Here is a 17,711-nt window from a genome sequence, read left to right as displayed (position 1 = left end):
GTTCCGGGCCCCGCCGGCGCTAGCGCGCCTGCGCGACCTGCACCTTCTGACCCTCGGCCACATAGGATTGGCCGACGGTGATGACCCGAACGGGGCCGGAGAGGCCGCTCACCCAAACCCCCTGCGGCGTTTCCTGCATGACGCTGACCGGCGCGAAGGCGACGCGGTTGTCGGCGGTCACGTAGCGCACGCCCTGCCGCCCGGCGGCGTCGAGCACCAGCGCCGAGACCGGCACCAGGTGTGCGGGGCCCGCGCCGACGCCGATGCTCAGCTCGGCCGACAGCCCCGAGCGGACCGCCAGCCCCGGGTTCGGCGCGATGACCTCCAGGTGGTAGGTCCGGGTCTGCGGGTCGGCGTCATGGGCGACGTAGCGGACGCGCCCGGTCAGCGTCTGGCCCTCCACCAGGTGCGCCGAGCCGGTTGCGCCGACATGCAGCTTGGCGGCGTCCATCTCGGGGACGTCGCCCACCACCAGCATGGGATCGAGCTCGATCATCGTCCCGCATGGCTGCCCCGGGGACAGGTAAGTCCCGATCTCGGCGTCGCGGTGGTCGAACACGCCGGTGAACGGCGCCTTGATGTTCACCTGCGCCAGCAGGATCTGCGCCTGGCGCAGCGCGGCCTGGGCGGAATCCAGCTGCGCCTGGGCCTGCAGCACCTGGGTCGGCGAGCGGTAGCCCTTGCGGGCCAGCTCGGCGGCCGCCTTCTGCTGCAGCTGGGCGGACTTCAGGTTGGCCTGCGCCTGGTCGAGCGCCGCCTGGCGGGCGTCCACGGCCAGCCGGCACAGCACCGTGCCCTTCTGCACGACCGTGCCCTGCAGGATCGGCGTCTCGGCGACGATGCCGGAGGTCTCCGACTTCACCACCACGGTGCGGGTCGCCTGGGTGCGCCCGCGCAGCGCCACCTGCCGCTCGCGCACCGCCTCGGGCACGAGCATCACCTGCACGCTCGGGGTCATGCTGGCCGGCGCGGCCGCGGGCTTGGCCTGGGCCTGCGGGCGATGGCCGCCGTCCAGCAGCGTCCGCGCGCCGAAGTACAGCACCAGCAGGCCTGCTGCGACGGCGACGAATACATACTGGGACTTCCAACGCATTGCGGCTCAACCCCCGGCCCCTGAGCGTCCTCGCCCGGGCCGAATCAGCCCCGAGCTTCTGATGTCAGCGTTACGCGAGTGCAAATGAAATCGCAGACACAATCGTCGCACGCGCGCGGGAGACGATAGCCTCCCTGGTCCGCGAGCGGTTGATCTATCGCACGCCGGGGTTAGGGAGTTATGCACGACGGCCTGGATCCTCCGCAGGTCCGCCGCATAAGGAGCCCGACGGTGAAATACCTGCACACCATGGTCCGCGTGAAGGACCTCGAGGCCTCCCTCGACTTCTATTGCAACAAGCTGGGCCTCGTGGAAGTGAGCCGCTCGGAGAACTCCGGCGGCCGCTTCACCCTGGTGTTTCTCAGCGCGCCCGACGACGTCGAGGAGGCCAGGGCGCGGCGCGCGCCGATGGTCGAGCTCACCTACAACTGGGACGCCGAGGACTATGGCGGGGGGCGAAATTTCGGCCACCTCGCCTACGCCGTCGACGACATCTACGCCGTCTGCCGGCGGCTCCACGAGGGCGGCGTGACCATCAACCGGCCGCCGCGCGACGGCCGCATGGCCTTCGTCCGCTCGCCCGACCAGATCTCCATCGAGCTCTTGCAGAAGGGCAAGGCGCTGGCTCCCGCCGAGCCGTGGACGTCCATGCCCAACCTCGGCGCCTGGTAGCCGGCCCGGAGCGCCACGCCAGGGGCCTATCGCCAGCGCGTGCCCGCCCCGGTCCCGCTCGCAGATTCCCGCTGCCCAGCCGCGAGCGCCTGATCAAGAGCCGCCTCTATGCGCGCCGCGCCCGGCGCATCGTGGCCGTATCGGTGCTGGGCGGCCAGGGCGGCGCAGGCTTAGCCTGGCTGAGCAACCTCGCCATGGCCGCCCACGCGCGGCTCTACGCATGGGCGAAGTGGCCGGCGCTCGCCCTGCTGCCGGCGGGCCCCCACGGCTGCGGGACCCTCCATCCCGGCGGCCGTCTGAAGGCGGCGTCTCAGGCCGAGCGGCGCAGGCCGTGCGTGGGCGCGCGGCCGCTCCTCACCTTGTCCAGCCAGGCGTCGAACATCGCCCGCTGTCTCGCCGCCGAGATGCGGCTGACGCCGAGCACCACCTGCACCCCGATGCCGTCGACCAGGGCGATCAGCGCCTCGGCCGCCTCGCGCGCGTCCACCTCCGGCGCGACCGCGGCTTCCGACTGCGCGCGCCGCAACACGCGCTCCAGTCGCCCGCGCCATTCGTCGTAGCGGAGCCGCATCACCCGGGCGACCTCGTCGTCGTAGCTGGAGCGCTCCCAGTAGGCGAGCCAGATGCGCCAGTAGCCGCGGGTCTCTGCGGTCAGCGGGAGCGCCAGGGCCACGACCCGGCGGACCGCCTCCAGCGCCGGCCGGACCCGCTCCGCGCGTTCCATGCGCTCGCGGACCAGCCTGGCCGACAACTCGGAGGCCTCGATCAGCAGCTGATCCTTGGAATTGAAGTAGTGGGTGAGTGCGCCGGTCGTGAAGCCCGCCTCGGCGGCCACCGCCCGGACCGTGAGCCCCGCGACGCCCTCGCGCATGATCACTCGTAAGGCGGCGGCCGCGAAGATCTCGCGCCGCTCGGCATGATCGACGGCCCTGGCCATCGGTCGGCTCCTTCCCTTGCGGCGCCCCTCAGAGCGCCTGCTCTGCCGTGTCGCGGACCGGGATGCAACCCCGGATCGAGCCCGCATCGCAGAACACACGTTACATAACCATCGTTACGTATTCCTTGGAATGTACAGAACGTGTGTTATGTTTTGCGCCTTGCAGCGAACGGGGGGCGCGGCGCCGCGGCGCTTCCGAAGACGATGGGGGAAACGATGGGTCGCTCGACCAGAGCCGTTCTGTTGTGCGCGTCGGCCATCGCCGGCTTCTGGGCCGGCCAGGCCATGGCTGCGGCGCCGAGCCCGCCGGCCAATACCATCGAGCAACTGATCGTCACCGCCGAGAAACGCGAGGAGAGCGCGCAGAATGTGCCGATCGCGCTGACGGCGCTGTCCGGCGCCGCCCTGGAGCGGCAGGGTGTGATCGGGTTCGAGAACCTGAGCACGCGCGTCCCGTCCCTGCGCTTCGGCCCAGGCGTCACTGGCGGCGAGAACGTGATCACGTTGCGCGGCATCGGCAGCCAGAACACCACCAGCGGCGGCGACTCGCCCGTGGCCTACAACCTCGACGGGGTCTACCTCGCCCGCACCACCTCGGTGGACACCGAGTTCTTTGACATCGATCGCATCGAGGTGCTGCGCGGGCCGCAAGGCACCCTCTACGGCCGCAACTCCGTCGGCGGCTCGGTCAACGTGATCACCAATCACCCGACCGACACCCTCGACGGCCACGTCGACGCCCTGTTCGGCAACTACGGGGCGCAGACCTATCGCGCATGGGCGAACGCGCCGCTCTACGACAACGGCGACCAGCAGGTGCTGGCCAGGATCGCGGTCGTCCGCGCCGAGCACGATCCCTATCAGAAGAACCTCTTCAACGGGCAGGGCGCGCCGCACAACGGCGACGCCCAGGACTTCTGGCTGGCCCGGGGCGAGCTTTATTTCAAGCTCTCCGACAAGGCGAACCTGCTGCTGATCGGCTCCAATTCCTGGAACGGCGACCCGGTCGCCACCAAGACCCAGTGGTGGGAGGCGCCCGGCCGTTTCGTCGGCGCCCAGCCCTTCCTCACCGATCCGCGCGAGGTGCGGAAGAACTCGCCGGAGATGTACGGCAACAACAACTACTACGCCTCGGCGACCTTCAACTACGACCTGGGCTTCGCGACCTTCACCTCGGTGACCGGGTTTGCGGCCAGCAAGTGGAAGGAGTCCAGCGACGCCGACGGCTCGGAGCTGACCATCGCGCTCAACCCGCTCTGGACGCTTCGCCAGTTCCAGGAATCGGAGGAGGTGCGGCTCGCCTCGAACCCGTCCTCACAGCCGCTGTCGTGGATCGTCGGCGGGTTCGTGTTCCGCGAGAAGGCGCACCAGGATTTCCTGTTCATCGACACCGGGCTGAACGATCCGGCCGCGCTGTTCGACGCCTTCGTGTTCCGCAACGGCGGCGACTTCCGCACGCTGTCGTGGGCCCCATTCGGACAGGTCGACTACGACCTCGCCAAGACCTCCCTGGCCGTGCCGCTCACGTTGACCCTCGGGCTGCGCTACACCCGCGACACCAAGAAGGGCGCCGACTTCCTGGACTTCGCCCTGCCGCTGGTCGGCCTCGACTTCCCCCAGGCCAAGACCTTCGACCGCAGCTGGACCCAGACCACCGGCAAGATCGGCCTGGCCTATAGGCCGAGCGAGGAGCTGATGCTCTACGCCAATGCTTCCAAGGGCTACCTGTCCGGCGGCGGCCTGGTCGGCAACTTCCCGGGAATCTACCAGCCCGAGAAGGTCAACGCCTACGAGGCCGGCTTCAAGTCGACCTGGCTCGAGCGTCGCCTGCAGCTGAACGGCGCGATCTATCGCGAAGACATCAAGGACATGCAGGTGTTCGTGCAGGACATCACCGGCTCGCGCATCGACAACGCCGGCCGGGCGCACATCAACGGGCTCGAGCTGGAGGCCGTCGCCACCCCGCTCGATGGCCTGAGCCTCAACGCCAGCGCCACCTTCACGGACGCCAAGTACGACCAGTACGTCACCATCAACAACCGCTTCTCAGGCCCGGCCCCGGGCTGCGATCCCGTGACCCGGCTCTGCAACTTCGCGGGCCACCGGCTGGTGCAGACCCCGCGCTACACCTACGACCTCGGCGCGCAATACGTCTGGGAAGCGTCATTCGGCCAGGTGACGCCGCGGATCGACGTCTTCCATTCCGGCGATCTGTTCTTCCTGTCGGCGAACTCGCCGCTCGAGCGGCAGAAGCCCTACACCCTGGTCGACGCCAACGTGACCTGGCGGTCGCCCGACAAGCGCTTCACCGTGGAGATCTTCGGCCGCAATCTGGGTGACGAGACGGTGATCTCCAACGACGGGCTGCAGTCCAACACCATTGGCGAGGGGTTCGCGCCCGATAACTTCAGCTACTTCCCGCCGCGCACGTACGGCGTTCGGTTCGGTGTGGATTTCTAGGGGATCGGGCGCATGAGCGAGACCGGCTGGGCCCTGACGAGCCTCTATCACACCGTCGTGAACTGCCGCGACCTCGACGAGTCGGTGGCCTTCTACCGGCTGCTCGGCTTCGAGGTGCTGAACGATCGGCGCAATGTCGCGTGGCCGGACTTCGTGGCCGGCATCTTCGGCATGCGAAAGGCCAAGGGGCGGGGCGTGCTCATGGTCCTGCCCTCCGATCCCGGCGGGCCGATGATCGACCTCATCGAATGGGTCGAGCCGAAGGCGGCGTTCCCGGACCCGGCCTGCGCGCCCGACGAGGTTCCGCGGATCATCGCCTTCCGCACCCGCCATGTGCGCCAGGCCCACCGCGAGCTGTCGGCCAAGGGCGTTCGCTTCACCCGGGACGTCTACGAACCCGAGGCGGCGCTCGGGCTGGTCGGATCGTGTTGCTGCTATGACCCGAACGGAAATCTGATCGAGCTCATCGAGTTGCAGCCGGGGGTGCGGCACTCCCGGGCCAACGAGGCGCTGGGCGAGTCGCGATGAGACGATTCTTCGAGGCGACCTGCGTCTGTTGCGGGGGCACGCCGGTCTCGGCCGATCCGCGGCAGGGCGCCCATCCGCAGTCGATGAGCGAGGCCGAGCTGAAGGCGCTGTTCGAGCAGGTCTCCAACTGGGGCCGCTGGGGCCCCGACGACGAGCGCGGGACGCTCAACCACATCGGTGCGCCGGAGGTCGTCCGCGCCGCGGGTCTGGTCCGCGAGGGCCGCACCGTCAGCCTGTCGCGCGACTTCCCCACCCGCCCGGGGCCTGAGAATCCCTGGCCCGCCCTGCACCACATGGTGATCGCGGGCGACGATCCCTGCATCCCGGGTATGGATGGCCTGGAGACGGTCACCGACTTCATCGGCATCGCCTTCCACGGCATGGCCTCCAGCCACATCGATGCGCTGTGCCACGTGTTCGCCCAGGGGCGGATGTACAACGACCGCCCCGCCGCCGACGTGAAGAGCACCGGGGCCCGCCACAACACCATCATGGCCCTGAAGGACGGCGTGGTCGGCCGCGGCGTCCTGCTCGACGTGCCGAAGGCGCTGGGCGTCGAGTTCTGCGATCCGGCGCGCATGGTCACCGTGGCTGAGCTGGAGGAGGCCGAGCAGGCGCACGGCGTTACGATTTCCAGGGGCGATCTTGTCATGATCCGGCTGGGACGCGACGTGCGCCGCACCCGCTTCAACGACCAGGTCGTGCCCGGTCTCGATCCGCGCGTCGCCGGATGGCTGCACGCGCGTGAGGCTGCGGTGCTCGGCGGTGATGGCGTGCACGATCCGATCCCGCCGGGCCAGGCGCACCGCGACTGGGCCATGCCGATCCACATGCTGGCGCTCGCCGGCATGGGCCTGCACCTGCTGGACAACCTCGATCTTGAGCTGCTTGCGCGCGTCTGCACCGAGCTGAGCCGCTGGAGTTTCCAGCTCGCGCTCGCGCCGCTGCGGATCGAAGGCGGCACCGGCTCGCCACTCAATCCCATCGCCGTGTTCTGAGATGCGGCGCCTTCCGATCCTCACGACGAGTGCTGTCTCGATACATAACAAGCGTTATGTCTCTCACCCCGGCCGAAGGAGCCTCCCATGAAATTCGACGTCTTCTGCGAGATCCAGCGGGCCTTCCCCTGGAACGGCAAGGACGAGCGGAGCCTGTTCGCCGAAGTCCTGGAGCAGGCCCGGGCCGCCGAGGCCGCCGGCTTCGACATCTGGTGGCAGGTGGAGCACCACGGCTCGCCGGAATTCAGCTACTCCTCCGCACCGGAGGTGGTGCTGACCGCCATCGCCATGAGCACGGAGCGGCTGCGCGTCGGCCATGCCGGAGTGCTCGCGCCCTTCCGCATCAACGCCCCGCTGCGGGTGGCCGAGCGCGGGGCCACCTTGGACCTGATTTCCAACGGCCGTTTCGAGCTGGGCCTTGCGAAATCCGGCGGCAAGGAGTGGGAGACCTTCGGGGTCGATCCCGAGACCGCTCGCGACCAGGTCCGCGACGCCATGCACATGATCCCGCGCATGTGGAGCGAGCCGGAGTTCTCCTGGACATCGGCCGATTACGAGGTGCCGGCGCGGGAAGTGACCCCCAAGCCGATGCAGCGGCCGCATCCAAGGCTGTGGCAGACCTGCGGCTCGCCCGACAGCTTCTACATGGCCGGCGAGATGGGCGTCGGCGCGCTGGGCACCACGTTGCTCAGCCCGGTGGCCTTCCTGGGTCAGATGCTGCGCGAGCACGACCGCGGCCTGGCGGACTGCAAGCAGCCGGCCGGCAAGACGATCAACCGGCAGAAGGGGGTGTTCACCTTCGTGCACGTGGCCGAGGACCGCGCCGCGGCGATCCGCAACGGCGCCGCCTGGTCGGCCCTGTGGTACGTCAACGCCGCCCCGACAGTGTTCAAGGTGCCGCGCCGCATCTGGTACGACATGATCAAGGCCGGCCTGCATCCGAACTCGCCCCGCGACACCGCCGCCACCCAGCTCGACCCGCACGAGGTCGACATCCAGGCCGACGACCCCGAGGTGGTGAAGGTGCTCAAGCGGATGGCCGTGGGCGAAGAGATCAGCTTCGCGGAGGCCCACGAGGTGCTGGAGCCGCTCGATAGCGTCGTGATCGGCGATCCGGCGCAATGCGTCGAGAAACTGCAGGCCTACCGCGGCATCGGCGCGGACCGCATGATGTGCCTGATGCAGTTCGGCGCGATCCCGCACGAGGCCGTGCTGCGCAGCTTCGAGCTGGCCGGCCGCCATCTGGCGCCGGCATTTGCCGAGGAACGGTCGGAAGTGGTGGCCTGAGCGCGGTGGGCTCGGCTCTGCTCGATGGCTCCCCGGGCAGGACTCGAACCTGCGACCCGCCGGTTAACAGCCGGCTGCTCTACCAACTGAGCTACCGAGGATCAGGGCCGTCGAGGGCCGGGCATATACGCGCGCCCGCAGGACCGTGCAAGCGCCCCGGCGCCGCATCGGCGGGCCTGAAAAAAGAGCCCGGCGCGGACGCCGGGCTGAATTGAAGTCGGTGATGGTGGGGTGTCTTCAAGGAAGACTTCGAGAGGGTGGACCTCCGTGGTTAAGCCAAGGTTAACGGCTCTAACGCTTTCAAATGTCCTGTTAATCGCGTTGCCCTTGTGGCGATCGGCGCGAATCGCCCGGATTGCGCCCGCGGACCCTTTGTCGCTCCCGATTGGAGCCGCCCCTGCGATCGGCTAGTCACGTCGCCTGATCGCCAGTTCGCGGAGTCGCTGCAAGCCCATGCGCATCCACTTCACCGGGATCGCCGGCGCCGGCATGAGCGCCGCCGCCTTGATGATGCGCGACGCCGGCCACGAGGTGTCGGGCTCGGACGCCGAGGCCTTCCCGCCGCTGTCGACCTACGTCGAGGGGCTGGGCTTCCCGTTCTTCCGCAGCTTCGCGGCCAAGAACCTGCCCGAGCGCCTGGACGTCCTGGTGCTGGGCGCCTCGGCCAAGCTCGGCGGCGCCGACAATCCCGAGGTCGCCGAGGCCCGCCGCCGCGGGATCCGGATCACCAGCTTCCCGGAGCTGGTGGGGGAGGCGACGCAAGGCCGCCGCAACACCGTCGTCGCGGGCTCGTTCGGCAAGTCCACCTGCACGGCGCTGATCGCCCACGTGCTGCGCGAGGCGGCGCACGACGCGGGCTGGATGATCGGCGCCATCTCCCCCTCGCTGCCGGCCACCGGCCATTGGGGGACCGCGCCGGAGGTGGTGATCGAGGGCGACGAGTACATCGTGGGCCCCGCCGACCGCCGCTCGAAGTTCGCGCTCTACCATCCCCGCGACGTGCTGCTCACCTCGCTGGTCCACGACCACGTCAACGTCTTCCCGACCTTCGCGGAGTACGAGGCGCCGTTCCGCGAGCTGCTGCGCCGGCTTCCGCCCGACGGGCTGCTGACCGCCCGCGACCATCCCGCGATCCGCGCGATCGCGCCCGAGGCGGCCTGCCGGATCACCTGGTACGACACCGCGCCCGGCGCGGGCTGGCATGCCGCCGACGTCGCGTTCGGCGAGACCACCCGCTTCACGCTGGTCTCCCCGGCCGGCCGGCGCCTGGCGCTCGCGACCAGCCTCCTGGGCGAGCACAACATCGAGAACATCGTGGGCGTCGCCGCCTACCTGCTGGAGCGCGGCCTGGTTTCGGAGGCGGCGCTGGCCCGCGCCGTCCCCGGCTTCGCCGGCATCCGCCGGCGGCTCGACCGCCTCGCCGCCCGCTCGCGGATCCCGCTCATCGAGGGCTTCGGCTCCTCCTACGAGAAGGCCCGCTCGGCGATCGAGGCCATGCTGCTGCACTATCCGGAGCGGCCGCTGGTCGTGGTCTTCGAGCCGCACACCTTCTCCTGGCGCAGCCGCGACGCGCTCGCCTGGTACGACACGGTGTTCGCAGGCGCCGCGCGCGTGCTGATCGCCCCGCCGCCGACCCACGGGGCCGAGACCCACCACCAGTCGAGCCACGCCGAGATCCTCCAGCGCACCGCGGCCGCCGGAGTCCCCGTCGAGGGCGTCACGACCGCCAAGGCGGCCATCCAGGCGCTCAGCGACCTCGCCGGCGACGAGGCCGTGCTGCTGCTCTCCTCCGGCCCGCTGCTCGGCCTGCCCGACGCGCTCCCGCCAGTGTTCGACGAGCTCTACGGCGAGGCCGCCGCGGCCTGAGCCCCGCCGGCCCCGACCTCGTGAACACGGCGCGCGGCTACAGCCAGGCGGCGACCCCGCCGTGGCCGGCGCAGGAGCCGGAGCGGTGGCGGCTGTAGCTCAGCGAGCCGTCGCGGCAGCGGGCCGTGGCCGCCCCGGGGGCGGCCGGCGCGGCGGGCGCCGCCGCGGCGGTGTTGACCGCCGTTCCGGTGGGCGCGCGGGTGATCCGCGACAGGACCGAGGGCCTGGCCCGGGCGGCGGCCCGTGGGGCGGGGGCCGCCACCGCGGCGCAGCTCACGAAATGGCCCTGCGCGTCGCGGCAGCGGGCCTGCGCGGTCGCCGCCATGCCCGGACGGGCCGAGGCGTTGACCGCGGCGCTGGCGGCCGGGGTGGCCTTGGCGGCGGCCTTGGGGCAGGCGGCGAAATGTCCCGCCGCGTCGCGGCAGGTCTTGGCGTCGGCGGCGCCGGCGGCGAGCAGGGCGAGCGCCCCCGCCGCGGCGATGGCCTGGGATTTCCGAAGCATATGAACACCTTCCGTGGTGGCTTCGCTGATGCGCCAGCCAACCCGAGGCGCCGGGCGCAAGTTCCCCAATCGCGCGCCGCGTCCGCGGCGAACCGCCCCGCCCGCCGCCGCCTCATGAGCAAGAGTTCACGGGCCGCGGTCTTGCTCATGCCTTATGCAACGCGTAGCAACAGCCCGTCCGGCGCGCCGGACGCCATCCGGGACCATCCATGAGCGAGAACGTGGCCGCGCAGAGCCAAACGAAAACCAGCGCCGCGGGCGAAGTCATCGAGATCGTCAAGACGGTCGTCTACGCCCTGCTGATCGCCCTGTTCCTGCGGGTGATCTTCTTCCAGCCCTACACCATTCCCTCGGCCTCGATGGAGCCGAACCTCTACGAGGGCGACTACATCATCGTCTCCAAATGGACCTATGGCTGGTCGCGGCACTCGATCCCGTTCAGCCCGCCGCTGTTCCACGGCCGCATCCTCGAGCAGGCGCCGCACCGCGGCGACATCGTGGTCTTCAAGCTGCCGCGCGACAACCACACCGACTATGTCAAGCGCCTGATCGGCCTGCCCGGCGATCGCATCCAGATGAAGAAGGGCCTGCTCTACATCAACGGCGCGCAGGTGCCGCGGCAGTACGCCGGCACGGTCAAGGAAGACACCGGCTACGGCTTCGTGCGCGACGTGTTCCGCTATCGCGAGACCCTGCCGGGCGGGGCCAGCTTCATGACCGACGACTGGGGTCCCGACAACGATCTCGACAACACCGGCGTCTTCGTGGTCCCCGAGGGCCACTACTTCATGATGGGCGACAACCGCGACAACTCCTCCGATAGCCGCGTCCCGCCGGCCGAGGGCGGGGTGGGCTTCGTGCCGGCCGAGAACCTGGAAGGCAAGGCGCAGATTATCCTGCTGTCCTGGAAGCCCGGCGCCTCGATCTTCAAGCCCTGGACCTGGGTGCTCAACGCCCGCCCGAGCCGGTTCGCCCACCTGCTGCAATGAACGCCCGACTCGAAGCGATCGCGGGGCTGGAGGCTCAGCTCGGCCACGTCTTCGTTGATCGGGAGTTGCTCGAGCGGGCCCTGACCCACGCCAGCGTCGGCGACCGCGATCCCGACGCCCAGACCAACGAGCGCCTGGAGTTCCTCGGCGACCGGGTCCTCAACCTGATCATCGCCGACGAACTGATGCGCCGCGTGCCGGAGGCTCCCGAGGGCGTCCTGACCAAGGCCTTCCACAAGCTGATCAATGTGGAGGCCTGCGCCGAGGTGGGCCAGGCGCTCGGCCTCCATCAGGCCCTGCGCTTCGGCGGCGGCGCGGGCAAGGTCGGGATGCGCCGCAACATGCGCGTCATCGGCGATGCGACGGAGGCCCTGATCGCGGCGCTCTACCGCGACGCCGGCTTCGAATTCACCCGCGATTGCGTGCTCCGGCTGTGGACGGACCAGTTCGCGCGGCTGAACGCGCCGGAGAAGCGCGACGTCAAGTCCCGGCTCAACGAATGGGCGCTCAAGCACGCCGGCTCCGAGCCGAAGTACCGCGTGCTCTCCCAGTCGGGTCCGGCCCACGCGCCCCACTTCCGGGTGGACGTCTTCGTCCCCGGCCACGAGCCGGTGGCGGCCGAGGCGGGCTCGAAGCGGGAGGCGGAGAAGCTGGCGGCGGAAGCCCTGCTCGAGCGGATCGGCGCCCAATGACCCGGGCCGGCTTCGTCGCGGTCATCGGCGCGCCCAATGCCGGCAAGTCGACGCTCACCAACCGGCTGGTCGGCGCCAAGGTCTCCATCGTCACCCAGAAGGTGCAGACCACCCGCTTCCCGGTGCGCGGCGTGGCCATCGAGGGCGAGGCCCAGATCGTGCTGGTCGACACGCCGGGGATCTTCCAGCCGAGGCGCCGGCTCGACCGGGCCATGGTGCGCGCCGCCTGGGGCGGGGCGGAGGAGGCCGACGCCATCGTCCATCTGGTGGACGCCGCCGCCCAGCTCGGCGACAGCGGCGCGGACCGGCGCGCCCGCGAGGACGTGGACGCCATCGCCCTCGGCCTGAAACGGCACGGCAAGGCCGCGATCCTGGCGCTCAACAAGGTCGACGCCGTGAAGCGCGAGGCGCTGCTCGAGGTTTCGAAAGGCCTTTTCGAGACGGGCGTCTATACCGACGTCTTCATGATTTCGGCGAAGACCGGCTCGGGGCTCGCCGACCTCAAGCGCACGCTGGCCGCGCGCATGCCCGAGGCGCCGTGGCTCTACCCCGAGGACCAGACCGCCGATCTCCCCGCCCGGCTGATGGCCGCCGAGATCACCCGCGAGAAGCTCTACCTGCGCCTGCACGAGGAGCTGCCCTATGCGGCCGCCGTCGAGACCACCGCCTTCGAGGACCGCAAGGACGGCTCGCTGCGCCTCGAGCAGACCATCTACGTGCAGCGCGAGAGCCAGCGTCCGATCGTGCTCGGCAAGGCCGGCCAGACCCTGAAGTGGATCGGCAGCAAGGCGCGCGAGGAGCTCGCCGAGCTGCTCGGCCATCCCGTCCACCTCTTCCTGCACGTCGAGGTCGACGAGCACTGGGCCGAACGCCGCGAACGCTACGCCGCCCTCGGGCTCGACTTCGACGCCTGAAACCCAATCCGCTGCGCCATCCCGGACGGCCGCCAGGCCGATCCGGGACCCGGGGGCCGGCGCACGGCGGCCTGGGTCCCGGCTCTCCGCTTCGCTGCGGCCGGGATGACGGTTAGGTGTTGTTCTATGGAATTCGAGGACGAGGCCTTCGTGCTCGCCGCCCGCGCCCACGGCGAGACCGGGGCGGTGGTCGAGCTGCTCACCGCCCGGCACGGCAAGTACGCCGCCCACGTGGCCGGCGGCGCCTCGAAGCGCATGCGCCCCTTCCTGCAGGCCGGCGCCCCGGTGACCGCCCGCTTCCGCGCCCGCACCGCCGACCAGCTCGGCTCGGCCACGCTGGAGCCGCAGGGGGAGGGGCCCGCCGCGCTGTTCGACGAGCCGCTGGCGCTGGCCGGGCTCGCCGCCGCGGCCGCGGTGGCCGCCGGCGCGCTGCCCGAGCGTGAGCCGCATCCGGGCGCCTACCTCGCCTTCCAGGCGCTCGCCGGCGCTTTCGCCCAGCCCGACATCTGGCCCGCCGTCTTCGTGCGCTTCGAGGCAGGCCTGCTCGAGGAGCTGGGCTTCGGCCTCGACCTCTCCAAGTGCGCGGTCACCGGCGCCGTCGACGAGCTGGCGTTCGTCTCGCCGCGCACCGGCCGCGCCGTCAGCCGCCAGGCCGGCGAGCCCTACCGGGACCGCCTCTTGCCGCTGCCGGGCTTCCTGCTGTCGGCCCAGGCGCCGCTGCAGCCGGGGGACGTCGCCGCCGGCCTCGCCCTCACGGCGCACTTCCTGGAGGTCTTCATCTTCAATCCCGTCAACCGCCCCCTGCCCCCCGCCCGCCTCTGGCTCGTCGACCGGCTGAGGGACGCCGGGCGGCTTGGCTGAGGATCTCCGCGCGCGGCGGCGGGACCTCGACGAGCATCTAGCTCTTCGGGGCGGGCTGGGTCGGGACCATGAAGCGGATCGGGATGCGCACCACGCCGCCGGCGACCGGTTTGCCGTCCTTGCTCATCGGCTTCATCTGGAAGCGGGCCGAGAGCGCCATGGCCGCCGCCCCGAAACCAGCCCCTTTCGGCGACTCGCTGAGGATCCGGCAGCCGGTCAGCTTGCCGTCGGCCGCCACGCCGCAGCCGATCTTGGCGGCGCCGCTCTCGTGCGCCTTCAGGGCGGCCGGCGGATAGGCGTCGATGAGATCCTTCGGGACCGGTTTCACGAGCCAGTCGGGCCGGGTGACCGTGTGGCGCGCCTCGCCGCTGGCGGCCCAGGCGCAGCTGGCCGCGGCGAGGCCGACCAGGGCGGCGACGGCGAGCCCGGCGCGACGTTCGCCCGGCGCGGGCAGCGGGGACTTCAGCATGGCGATCCTCTCCTTCAGGGGGTGCTGGCCCTTGGCCGGCCAGTGGCAGCCGAGCGGCAGGACCTCGTAGGCGAGCTGGGTCTTGAGCAGCAGTTCGCCGTAGAGCTGGCGGGCGGCGGGGAACCTGCCGATCACCTCGGCGTCGCAGGCGAGCTCCTGGTCGACGCGCAGCGCCCGAACGCCCAGATGCACCAGCGGATTGAACCAGCCGAGGCACTGCACGGCGCAGGCCGCGGCGTTGACGAGCCCGTCGCCGGCCGCCAGGTGGCTGCGCTCGTGCGCCAGGATCAGCGCGCGCTCGCCCGCGCCATAGCGGGTCTCGAAGTCGGCCGGCGTCACGATGCGGGGCCGCAGCGCGCCCACCAGCGCGGGGCCGGCCTCGGTGCGCTCGGCGCGCAGCACGCGGTCCTCGCCGCCGATGGGCGTCAGCCGGCCGAGGCCGCGCAGGAAGGCGCTCTGGCGCGCGGCGAGCCAGAGGGCGAAGGCCAGCGCGCCGGCCGCCCAGAGCGCCACCAGGGCCGTGGCCCAGAGGACCTGCGCCGGCGCGGCGGGCAGGGCGCGGCCCACGGCGCGGCCGGCCTGGGCCACCAGCGGCGCGACGGCTGCGCCGACCGGCGTGCGGTGCGGGACGAGCACCGCCAGGGCTGCGAGCGGCGGGGCGATCCAGAGCGCGTAGGCGGCGCGCGCGCCGAGCCTCGGGCGCATCAGGCGCCGGAGCGGCAGCACCGCGAGCACCGCCAGCGCCGCGGCGAGGTTGGCGCCCAGGACGGCGAGGGCGAGGTCGCGCATCATCGGTCGAGCTCGCGGATCAGGCGCTTCAGCTCCTCGACGTCCTCGGGGGTCAGCTTGCGGCTCTTCGAGAAGTGGCTGACGAGCGGGGCGAGGCGGCCCTCGAACAGGCGGTCCAGCAGACCCTGGCTCTCGGCCGCGACATAGGCCTCGCGGGCCAGCAGCGGGCGGTAGAGATAGCGGCGGCCGTCCTTCTGCGCGGCGATCGCCGACTTCTTCATGAGCCTGTTGATCAGGGTCTTGACGGTGCCCTCGGACCAGCCCTGGCCGGGGGCGACCTCGGCGCCGATGGCCTCGGCGGCGCGCGGGCTCTCGCGCCACAGCGCCTCCATGATCACGCTCTCGGCCGCGCTGATCTTCATGCGTTTACTCCTGTAAACGCATCATCGATTACACCGGTAAACGGTGGAGTCAACAAGAACCGCTCATTCCCGCGAAGGCGGGAACCCAAGCTGCCTTTGGGCGCGTCCCATCTCGGCTCGGATCCCCGCCTTCGCGGGGACGGGCGGTGGAGAGTCACCGCGACGGGCCGTCCGTCGCGCGCTAGATCAGGGTAGATTTCCCCGAACCTGATTCCCCATGCCCCTCGACACCCCGCCCCCCGACGGTCCCGGCGAGCGCGACCGGATCATCGACGAGCCGCTCGCCGAAGCGCTCAGCCGGCGCTATCTCGCCTATGCGCTCAGCGTCATCACCGACCGCGCCCTGCCGGACGTGCGCGACGGGCTGAAGCCGGTGCAGCGGCGCGTGCTCTACGCCATGCGCGAGATGCGCCTCGCGCCCGAGGCCGCGGCCCGCAAGTGCGCCAAGGTGGTGGGCGAGGTGATGGGCGGCTACCACCCGCACGGCGACCAGGCGATCTACGACACCCTGGTGCGCATGGCCCAGGCCTTCGCCCAGCGCATCCCGCTGGTCGACGGCCAGGGCAACTTCGGCAACATCGACGGCGATAACGCCGCGGCCATGCGCTACACCGAGGCCAGGCTCACCGCCGCGGCCATGCTGCTCTTGGACGGCATCGACGAGGAGGCGGTCGACTTCAAGCCCACCTACGACGGCTCCGAGGCGGAGCCGACGGTGCTGCCCGCCGGCTTCCCGAACCTGCTGGCCAACGGCGCGACCGGCATCGCGGTCGGCATGGCCACCTCCATCCCGCCGCACAATCCGGGCGAGCTGATCGAGGCCTGCCTGGCGCTGCTCGCCAATCGCAGCGCCTCCACGGCCGAGCTGATGGCTCACGTCAGGGGCCCGGACTTCCCGACCGGCGGCGTCATCGTCGAGCCGCAGGCCTCGCTCCTCGAGACCTACGAGACCGGCAAGGGCGGGGTGCGCCTGCGCGCCCGCTGGGAGAAGGAGAAGCTGCCCAACGGGACCTGGCGGATCGTCGTCACCGAGGTCCCCTACCAGGTCAAGAAGGCCGATCTGGTCGAGGCGCTCGCCCTGCTGATCGAGACCAAGAAGGCCCCGCTGCTCGGCGACGTGCGCGACGAGTCCGCCGAGGACGTCCGCCTGGTGCTGGAGCCCAAGAGCCGCAACATCGACCCCGAGGTGCTGATGGAGAGCCTGTTCCGGCTCTCCGACCTGGAGACCCGCTTCAGCGTCAACCTCAACGTCCTCGACGCGCGCGGAACCCCCGGCGTGCTCAACCTGCGCCAGGCTTTGCTGGCCTTCCTCGATCACCGCCGCGAGGTGCTGGTCCGTAGAGCCCGCCATCGGCTGGGCAAAATCGAGGCCCGGCTGCACATCCTCGACGGCCTCGTCGTCGCCTACCTCAACCTCGACGAGGTGATCCGCATCGTCCGCTACGAGGCCGAGCCCAAGGCCAGGCTGATCGAGGCCTTCGCGCTCGACGACGTCCAGGCCGAGGCGATCCTCAACACCCGCCTGCGCCAGCTCGCCCGGCTGGAGGAGATGGAGCTGCGCCGCGAGCACGCCGAGCTTTCCGAGGAGCGCGACGGCATCGCCGCCATGCTGGCCTCCGAGCGCGCCCAGTGGACGCTGGTCGGCGCCGGCCTGCGCGACGTCAAGGCCCAGCTCGGCGACCTCGCCCGCCGCCGCTCGGCCTTCGCCGCCGCCCCGCAGGTCGACGCCGAGGCGGCCATGGAGGCGATGATCGTGCGCGAGCCGATCACGGTCATCCTCTCCGAGCGCGGCTGGATCCGCGCCGCCAAGGGCCGCATCGACGACCCCTCCGAGCTGAAGTTCAAGGAGGGCGACCGGCTGGCCTTCCTGGTCGAAGGCCAGACCACCGACAAGCTCCTGATCTTCGCCTCCGACGGCCGCTTCTTCACGCTTTCCTGCGACAAGCTCCCCTCGGCGCGCGGCGCGGGCGAGCCCTTGCGCCTGATGATCGACCTCGACGACCGGGTCGACATCCTCGACGTCTTCGTCCACCGCCCGGGCGCCCGGCGCATCGTGGCCGGCAAGGAGGGCTACGGCTTCATCCTGCCCGAGGCCGAGGCGATCGCCTTCCGCCGGGCCGGCAAGCAGGTACTGAATTCCAAGCAGGCCGCCGTCTGCGAAGCGGTCGGCGACGCCGACCAGCTGGCGGTGATCGGCGACAACGGCAAGCTGCTGATCTTCCCGCTCGCCGAGCTGCCCGAGATGCCCCGCGGCAAGGGCGTCAAGCTGCAGGCCTACCGCGAAGGCGGCCT

The 17,711-nt window shown here is 70.9% G+C and carries 16 protein-coding genes and 1 tRNA gene; 11 read left to right on the top strand and 6 right to left on the bottom strand.

Annotation, left to right across the window (positions count from 1 at the left end; translation table 11 throughout):
* Positions 1-19 precede the first annotated feature (19 nt).
* A complete protein-coding gene (locus VLI41_RS05540; RefSeq protein WP_325267062.1) occupies positions 20-1,093 on the bottom strand; it encodes an efflux RND transporter periplasmic adaptor subunit in 1,074 nt (357 codons plus the stop codon).
* A gap of 231 nt (positions 1,094-1,324) precedes the next feature.
* Here VLI41_RS05540 and VLI41_RS05535 point away from each other — a divergent pair, with 231 nt between their 5' ends.
* Positions 1,325-1,765 carry a VOC family protein gene (locus VLI41_RS05535; RefSeq protein ID WP_325267074.1) on the top strand — a complete coding sequence of 147 codons (441 nt, stop codon included), beginning with the start codon at positions 1,325-1,327 and terminating at the stop codon, positions 1,763-1,765.
* Positions 1,766-2,075: 310 nt separating this feature from the next.
* Here the strand turns inward: VLI41_RS05535 and VLI41_RS05530 are convergent, their stop codons facing one another.
* Entirely contained in the window at positions 2,076-2,702 is a 627-nt protein-coding gene (locus VLI41_RS05530; protein WP_325267061.1) for a TetR/AcrR family transcriptional regulator, read from the bottom strand.
* Between the two features lie 243 nt (positions 2,703-2,945).
* On the opposite strand from VLI41_RS05530, the gene VLI41_RS05525 reads away from it, so the two are divergent.
* The 4 genes from VLI41_RS05525 (at position 2,946) to VLI41_RS05510 (ending at position 7,975) form a co-directional block, all read left to right on the top strand.
* Entirely contained in the window at positions 2,946-5,162 is a 2,217-nt protein-coding gene (locus VLI41_RS05525; RefSeq protein ID WP_325267060.1) for a TonB-dependent receptor, read from the top strand.
* Between the two features lie 12 nt (positions 5,163-5,174).
* A complete protein-coding gene (locus tag VLI41_RS05520) occupies positions 5,175-5,690 on the top strand; it encodes a VOC family protein (RefSeq protein WP_325267059.1) in 516 nt (171 codons plus the stop codon).
* Positions 5,687-6,688 carry a cyclase family protein gene (locus VLI41_RS05515; RefSeq protein WP_325267058.1) on the top strand — a complete coding sequence of 334 codons (1,002 nt, stop codon included), beginning with the start codon at positions 5,687-5,689 and terminating at the stop codon, positions 6,686-6,688. The genes VLI41_RS05520 and VLI41_RS05515 overlap by 4 nt, the downstream gene beginning before the upstream one ends.
* An 87-nt stretch (positions 6,689-6,775) precedes the next feature.
* Positions 6,776-7,975 (top strand): LLM class flavin-dependent oxidoreductase, encoded by a 1,200-nt coding sequence (locus VLI41_RS05510; RefSeq protein WP_325267057.1) that lies wholly within the window; start codon positions 6,776-6,778, stop codon positions 7,973-7,975.
* Positions 7,976-8,000: 25 nt separating this feature from the next.
* On the opposite strand, the gene VLI41_RS05505 is transcribed toward VLI41_RS05510, so the two are convergent.
* Positions 8,001-8,076, bottom strand: a tRNA-Asn gene (locus VLI41_RS05505).
* 352 nt (positions 8,077-8,428) lie between these two features.
* Here VLI41_RS05505 and VLI41_RS05500 point away from each other — a divergent pair.
* On the top strand, positions 8,429-9,841 hold the full coding sequence (locus VLI41_RS05500) for a Mur ligase family protein (protein WP_325267056.1): 1,413 nt from the start codon (positions 8,429-8,431) through the stop codon (positions 9,839-9,841).
* A 37-nt stretch (positions 9,842-9,878) separates the two neighbouring features.
* On the opposite strand, the gene VLI41_RS05495 is transcribed toward VLI41_RS05500, so the two are convergent.
* The gene (locus VLI41_RS05495; protein ID WP_325267055.1) at positions 9,879-10,343 is read right to left on the bottom strand and encodes a DUF3761 domain-containing protein; all 465 of its coding nucleotides are present in this window, start codon (positions 10,341-10,343) and stop codon (positions 9,879-9,881) included.
* 209 nt (positions 10,344-10,552) lie between these two features.
* Here VLI41_RS05495 and lepB point away from each other — a divergent pair, with 209 nt between their 5' ends.
* The 4 genes from lepB to recO all read left to right on the top strand — a co-directional run bounded on the left by lepB (position 10,553) and on the right by recO (position 13,799).
* Positions 10,553-11,332, top strand: coding sequence for a signal peptidase I (gene lepB, locus VLI41_RS05490; RefSeq protein ID WP_325267054.1), 780 nt, complete (start codon positions 10,553-10,555; stop codon positions 11,330-11,332).
* Complete coding sequence (gene rnc / locus VLI41_RS05485) at positions 11,329-12,024, top strand: ribonuclease III (protein WP_325267053.1); 696 nt, start codon at positions 11,329-11,331, stop codon at positions 12,022-12,024. Before lepB ends, rnc begins: the two co-directional genes overlap by 4 nt.
* Complete coding sequence (gene era / locus VLI41_RS05480) at positions 12,021-12,938, top strand: GTPase Era (protein WP_325267052.1); 918 nt, start codon at positions 12,021-12,023, stop codon at positions 12,936-12,938. Before rnc ends, era begins: the two co-directional genes overlap by 4 nt.
* Before the next feature lie 126 nt (positions 12,939-13,064).
* The gene (gene recO / locus VLI41_RS05475) at positions 13,065-13,799 is read left to right on the top strand and encodes a DNA repair protein RecO (RefSeq protein WP_325267051.1); all 735 of its coding nucleotides are present in this window, start codon (positions 13,065-13,067) and stop codon (positions 13,797-13,799) included.
* A 37-nt stretch (positions 13,800-13,836) separates the two neighbouring features.
* Here the strand turns inward: recO and VLI41_RS05470 are convergent, their stop codons facing one another.
* Positions 13,837-15,060 carry a TonB family protein gene (locus VLI41_RS05470; protein ID WP_325267050.1) on the bottom strand — a complete coding sequence of 408 codons (1,224 nt, stop codon included), beginning with the start codon at positions 15,058-15,060 and terminating at the stop codon, positions 13,837-13,839.
* Complete coding sequence (locus VLI41_RS05465) at positions 15,057-15,419, bottom strand: BlaI/MecI/CopY family transcriptional regulator (RefSeq protein WP_325267049.1); 363 nt, start codon at positions 15,417-15,419, stop codon at positions 15,057-15,059. The genes VLI41_RS05470 and VLI41_RS05465 overlap by 4 nt, the downstream gene beginning before the upstream one ends.
* 217 nt (positions 15,420-15,636) lie before the next feature.
* On the opposite strand from VLI41_RS05465, the gene parC reads away from it, so the two are divergent.
* A partial coding sequence (parC, locus tag VLI41_RS05460) for a DNA topoisomerase IV subunit A (RefSeq protein WP_325267048.1) occupies positions 15,637-17,711 on the top strand: 2,075 nt, incomplete at its 3' end.

The organism is Phenylobacterium sp. (assembly GCF_035475775.1).
Taxonomy (GTDB): Bacteria; Pseudomonadota; Alphaproteobacteria; order Caulobacterales; family Caulobacteraceae; genus Phenylobacterium.
The sequence above is the reverse complement of the archived record's forward strand: the minus strand, read 5'-3'. Positions and strand labels throughout refer to the sequence as shown.

Excerpts from the sequence above, each read along its gene's own strand:
- VLI41_RS05540 (WP_325267062.1), bottom strand. The coding sequence starts at position 1,093 with ATGCGTTGGAAGTCCCAGTATGTATTCGTCGCCGTCGCAGCAGGCCTG.
- VLI41_RS05530 (WP_325267061.1), bottom strand. The coding sequence starts at position 2,702 with ATGGCCAGGGCCGTCGATCATGCCGAGCGGCGCGAGATCTTCGCGGCC.
- VLI41_RS05520 (WP_325267059.1), top strand. The coding sequence starts at position 5,175 with ATGAGCGAGACCGGCTGGGCCCTGACGAGCCTCTATCACACCGTCGTG.
- VLI41_RS05515 (WP_325267058.1), top strand. The coding sequence starts at position 5,687 with ATGAGACGATTCTTCGAGGCGACCTGCGTCTGTTGCGGGGGCACGCCG.
- VLI41_RS05510 (WP_325267057.1), top strand. The coding sequence starts at position 6,776 with ATGAAATTCGACGTCTTCTGCGAGATCCAGCGGGCCTTCCCCTGGAAC.
- VLI41_RS05500 (WP_325267056.1), top strand. The coding sequence starts at position 8,429 with ATGCGCATCCACTTCACCGGGATCGCCGGCGCCGGCATGAGCGCCGCC.
- VLI41_RS05495 (WP_325267055.1), bottom strand. The coding sequence starts at position 10,343 with ATGCTTCGGAAATCCCAGGCCATCGCCGCGGCGGGGGCGCTCGCCCTG.
- lepB (WP_325267054.1), top strand. The coding sequence starts at position 10,553 with ATGAGCGAGAACGTGGCCGCGCAGAGCCAAACGAAAACCAGCGCCGCG.
- rnc (WP_325267053.1), top strand. The coding sequence starts at position 11,329 with ATGAACGCCCGACTCGAAGCGATCGCGGGGCTGGAGGCTCAGCTCGGC.
- era (WP_325267052.1), top strand. The coding sequence starts at position 12,021 with ATGACCCGGGCCGGCTTCGTCGCGGTCATCGGCGCGCCCAATGCCGGC.
- recO (WP_325267051.1), top strand. The coding sequence starts at position 13,065 with ATGGAATTCGAGGACGAGGCCTTCGTGCTCGCCGCCCGCGCCCACGGC.
- VLI41_RS05470 (WP_325267050.1), bottom strand. The coding sequence starts at position 15,060 with ATGATGCGCGACCTCGCCCTCGCCGTCCTGGGCGCCAACCTCGCCGCG.
- VLI41_RS05465 (WP_325267049.1), bottom strand. The coding sequence starts at position 15,419 with ATGAAGATCAGCGCGGCCGAGAGCGTGATCATGGAGGCGCTGTGGCGC.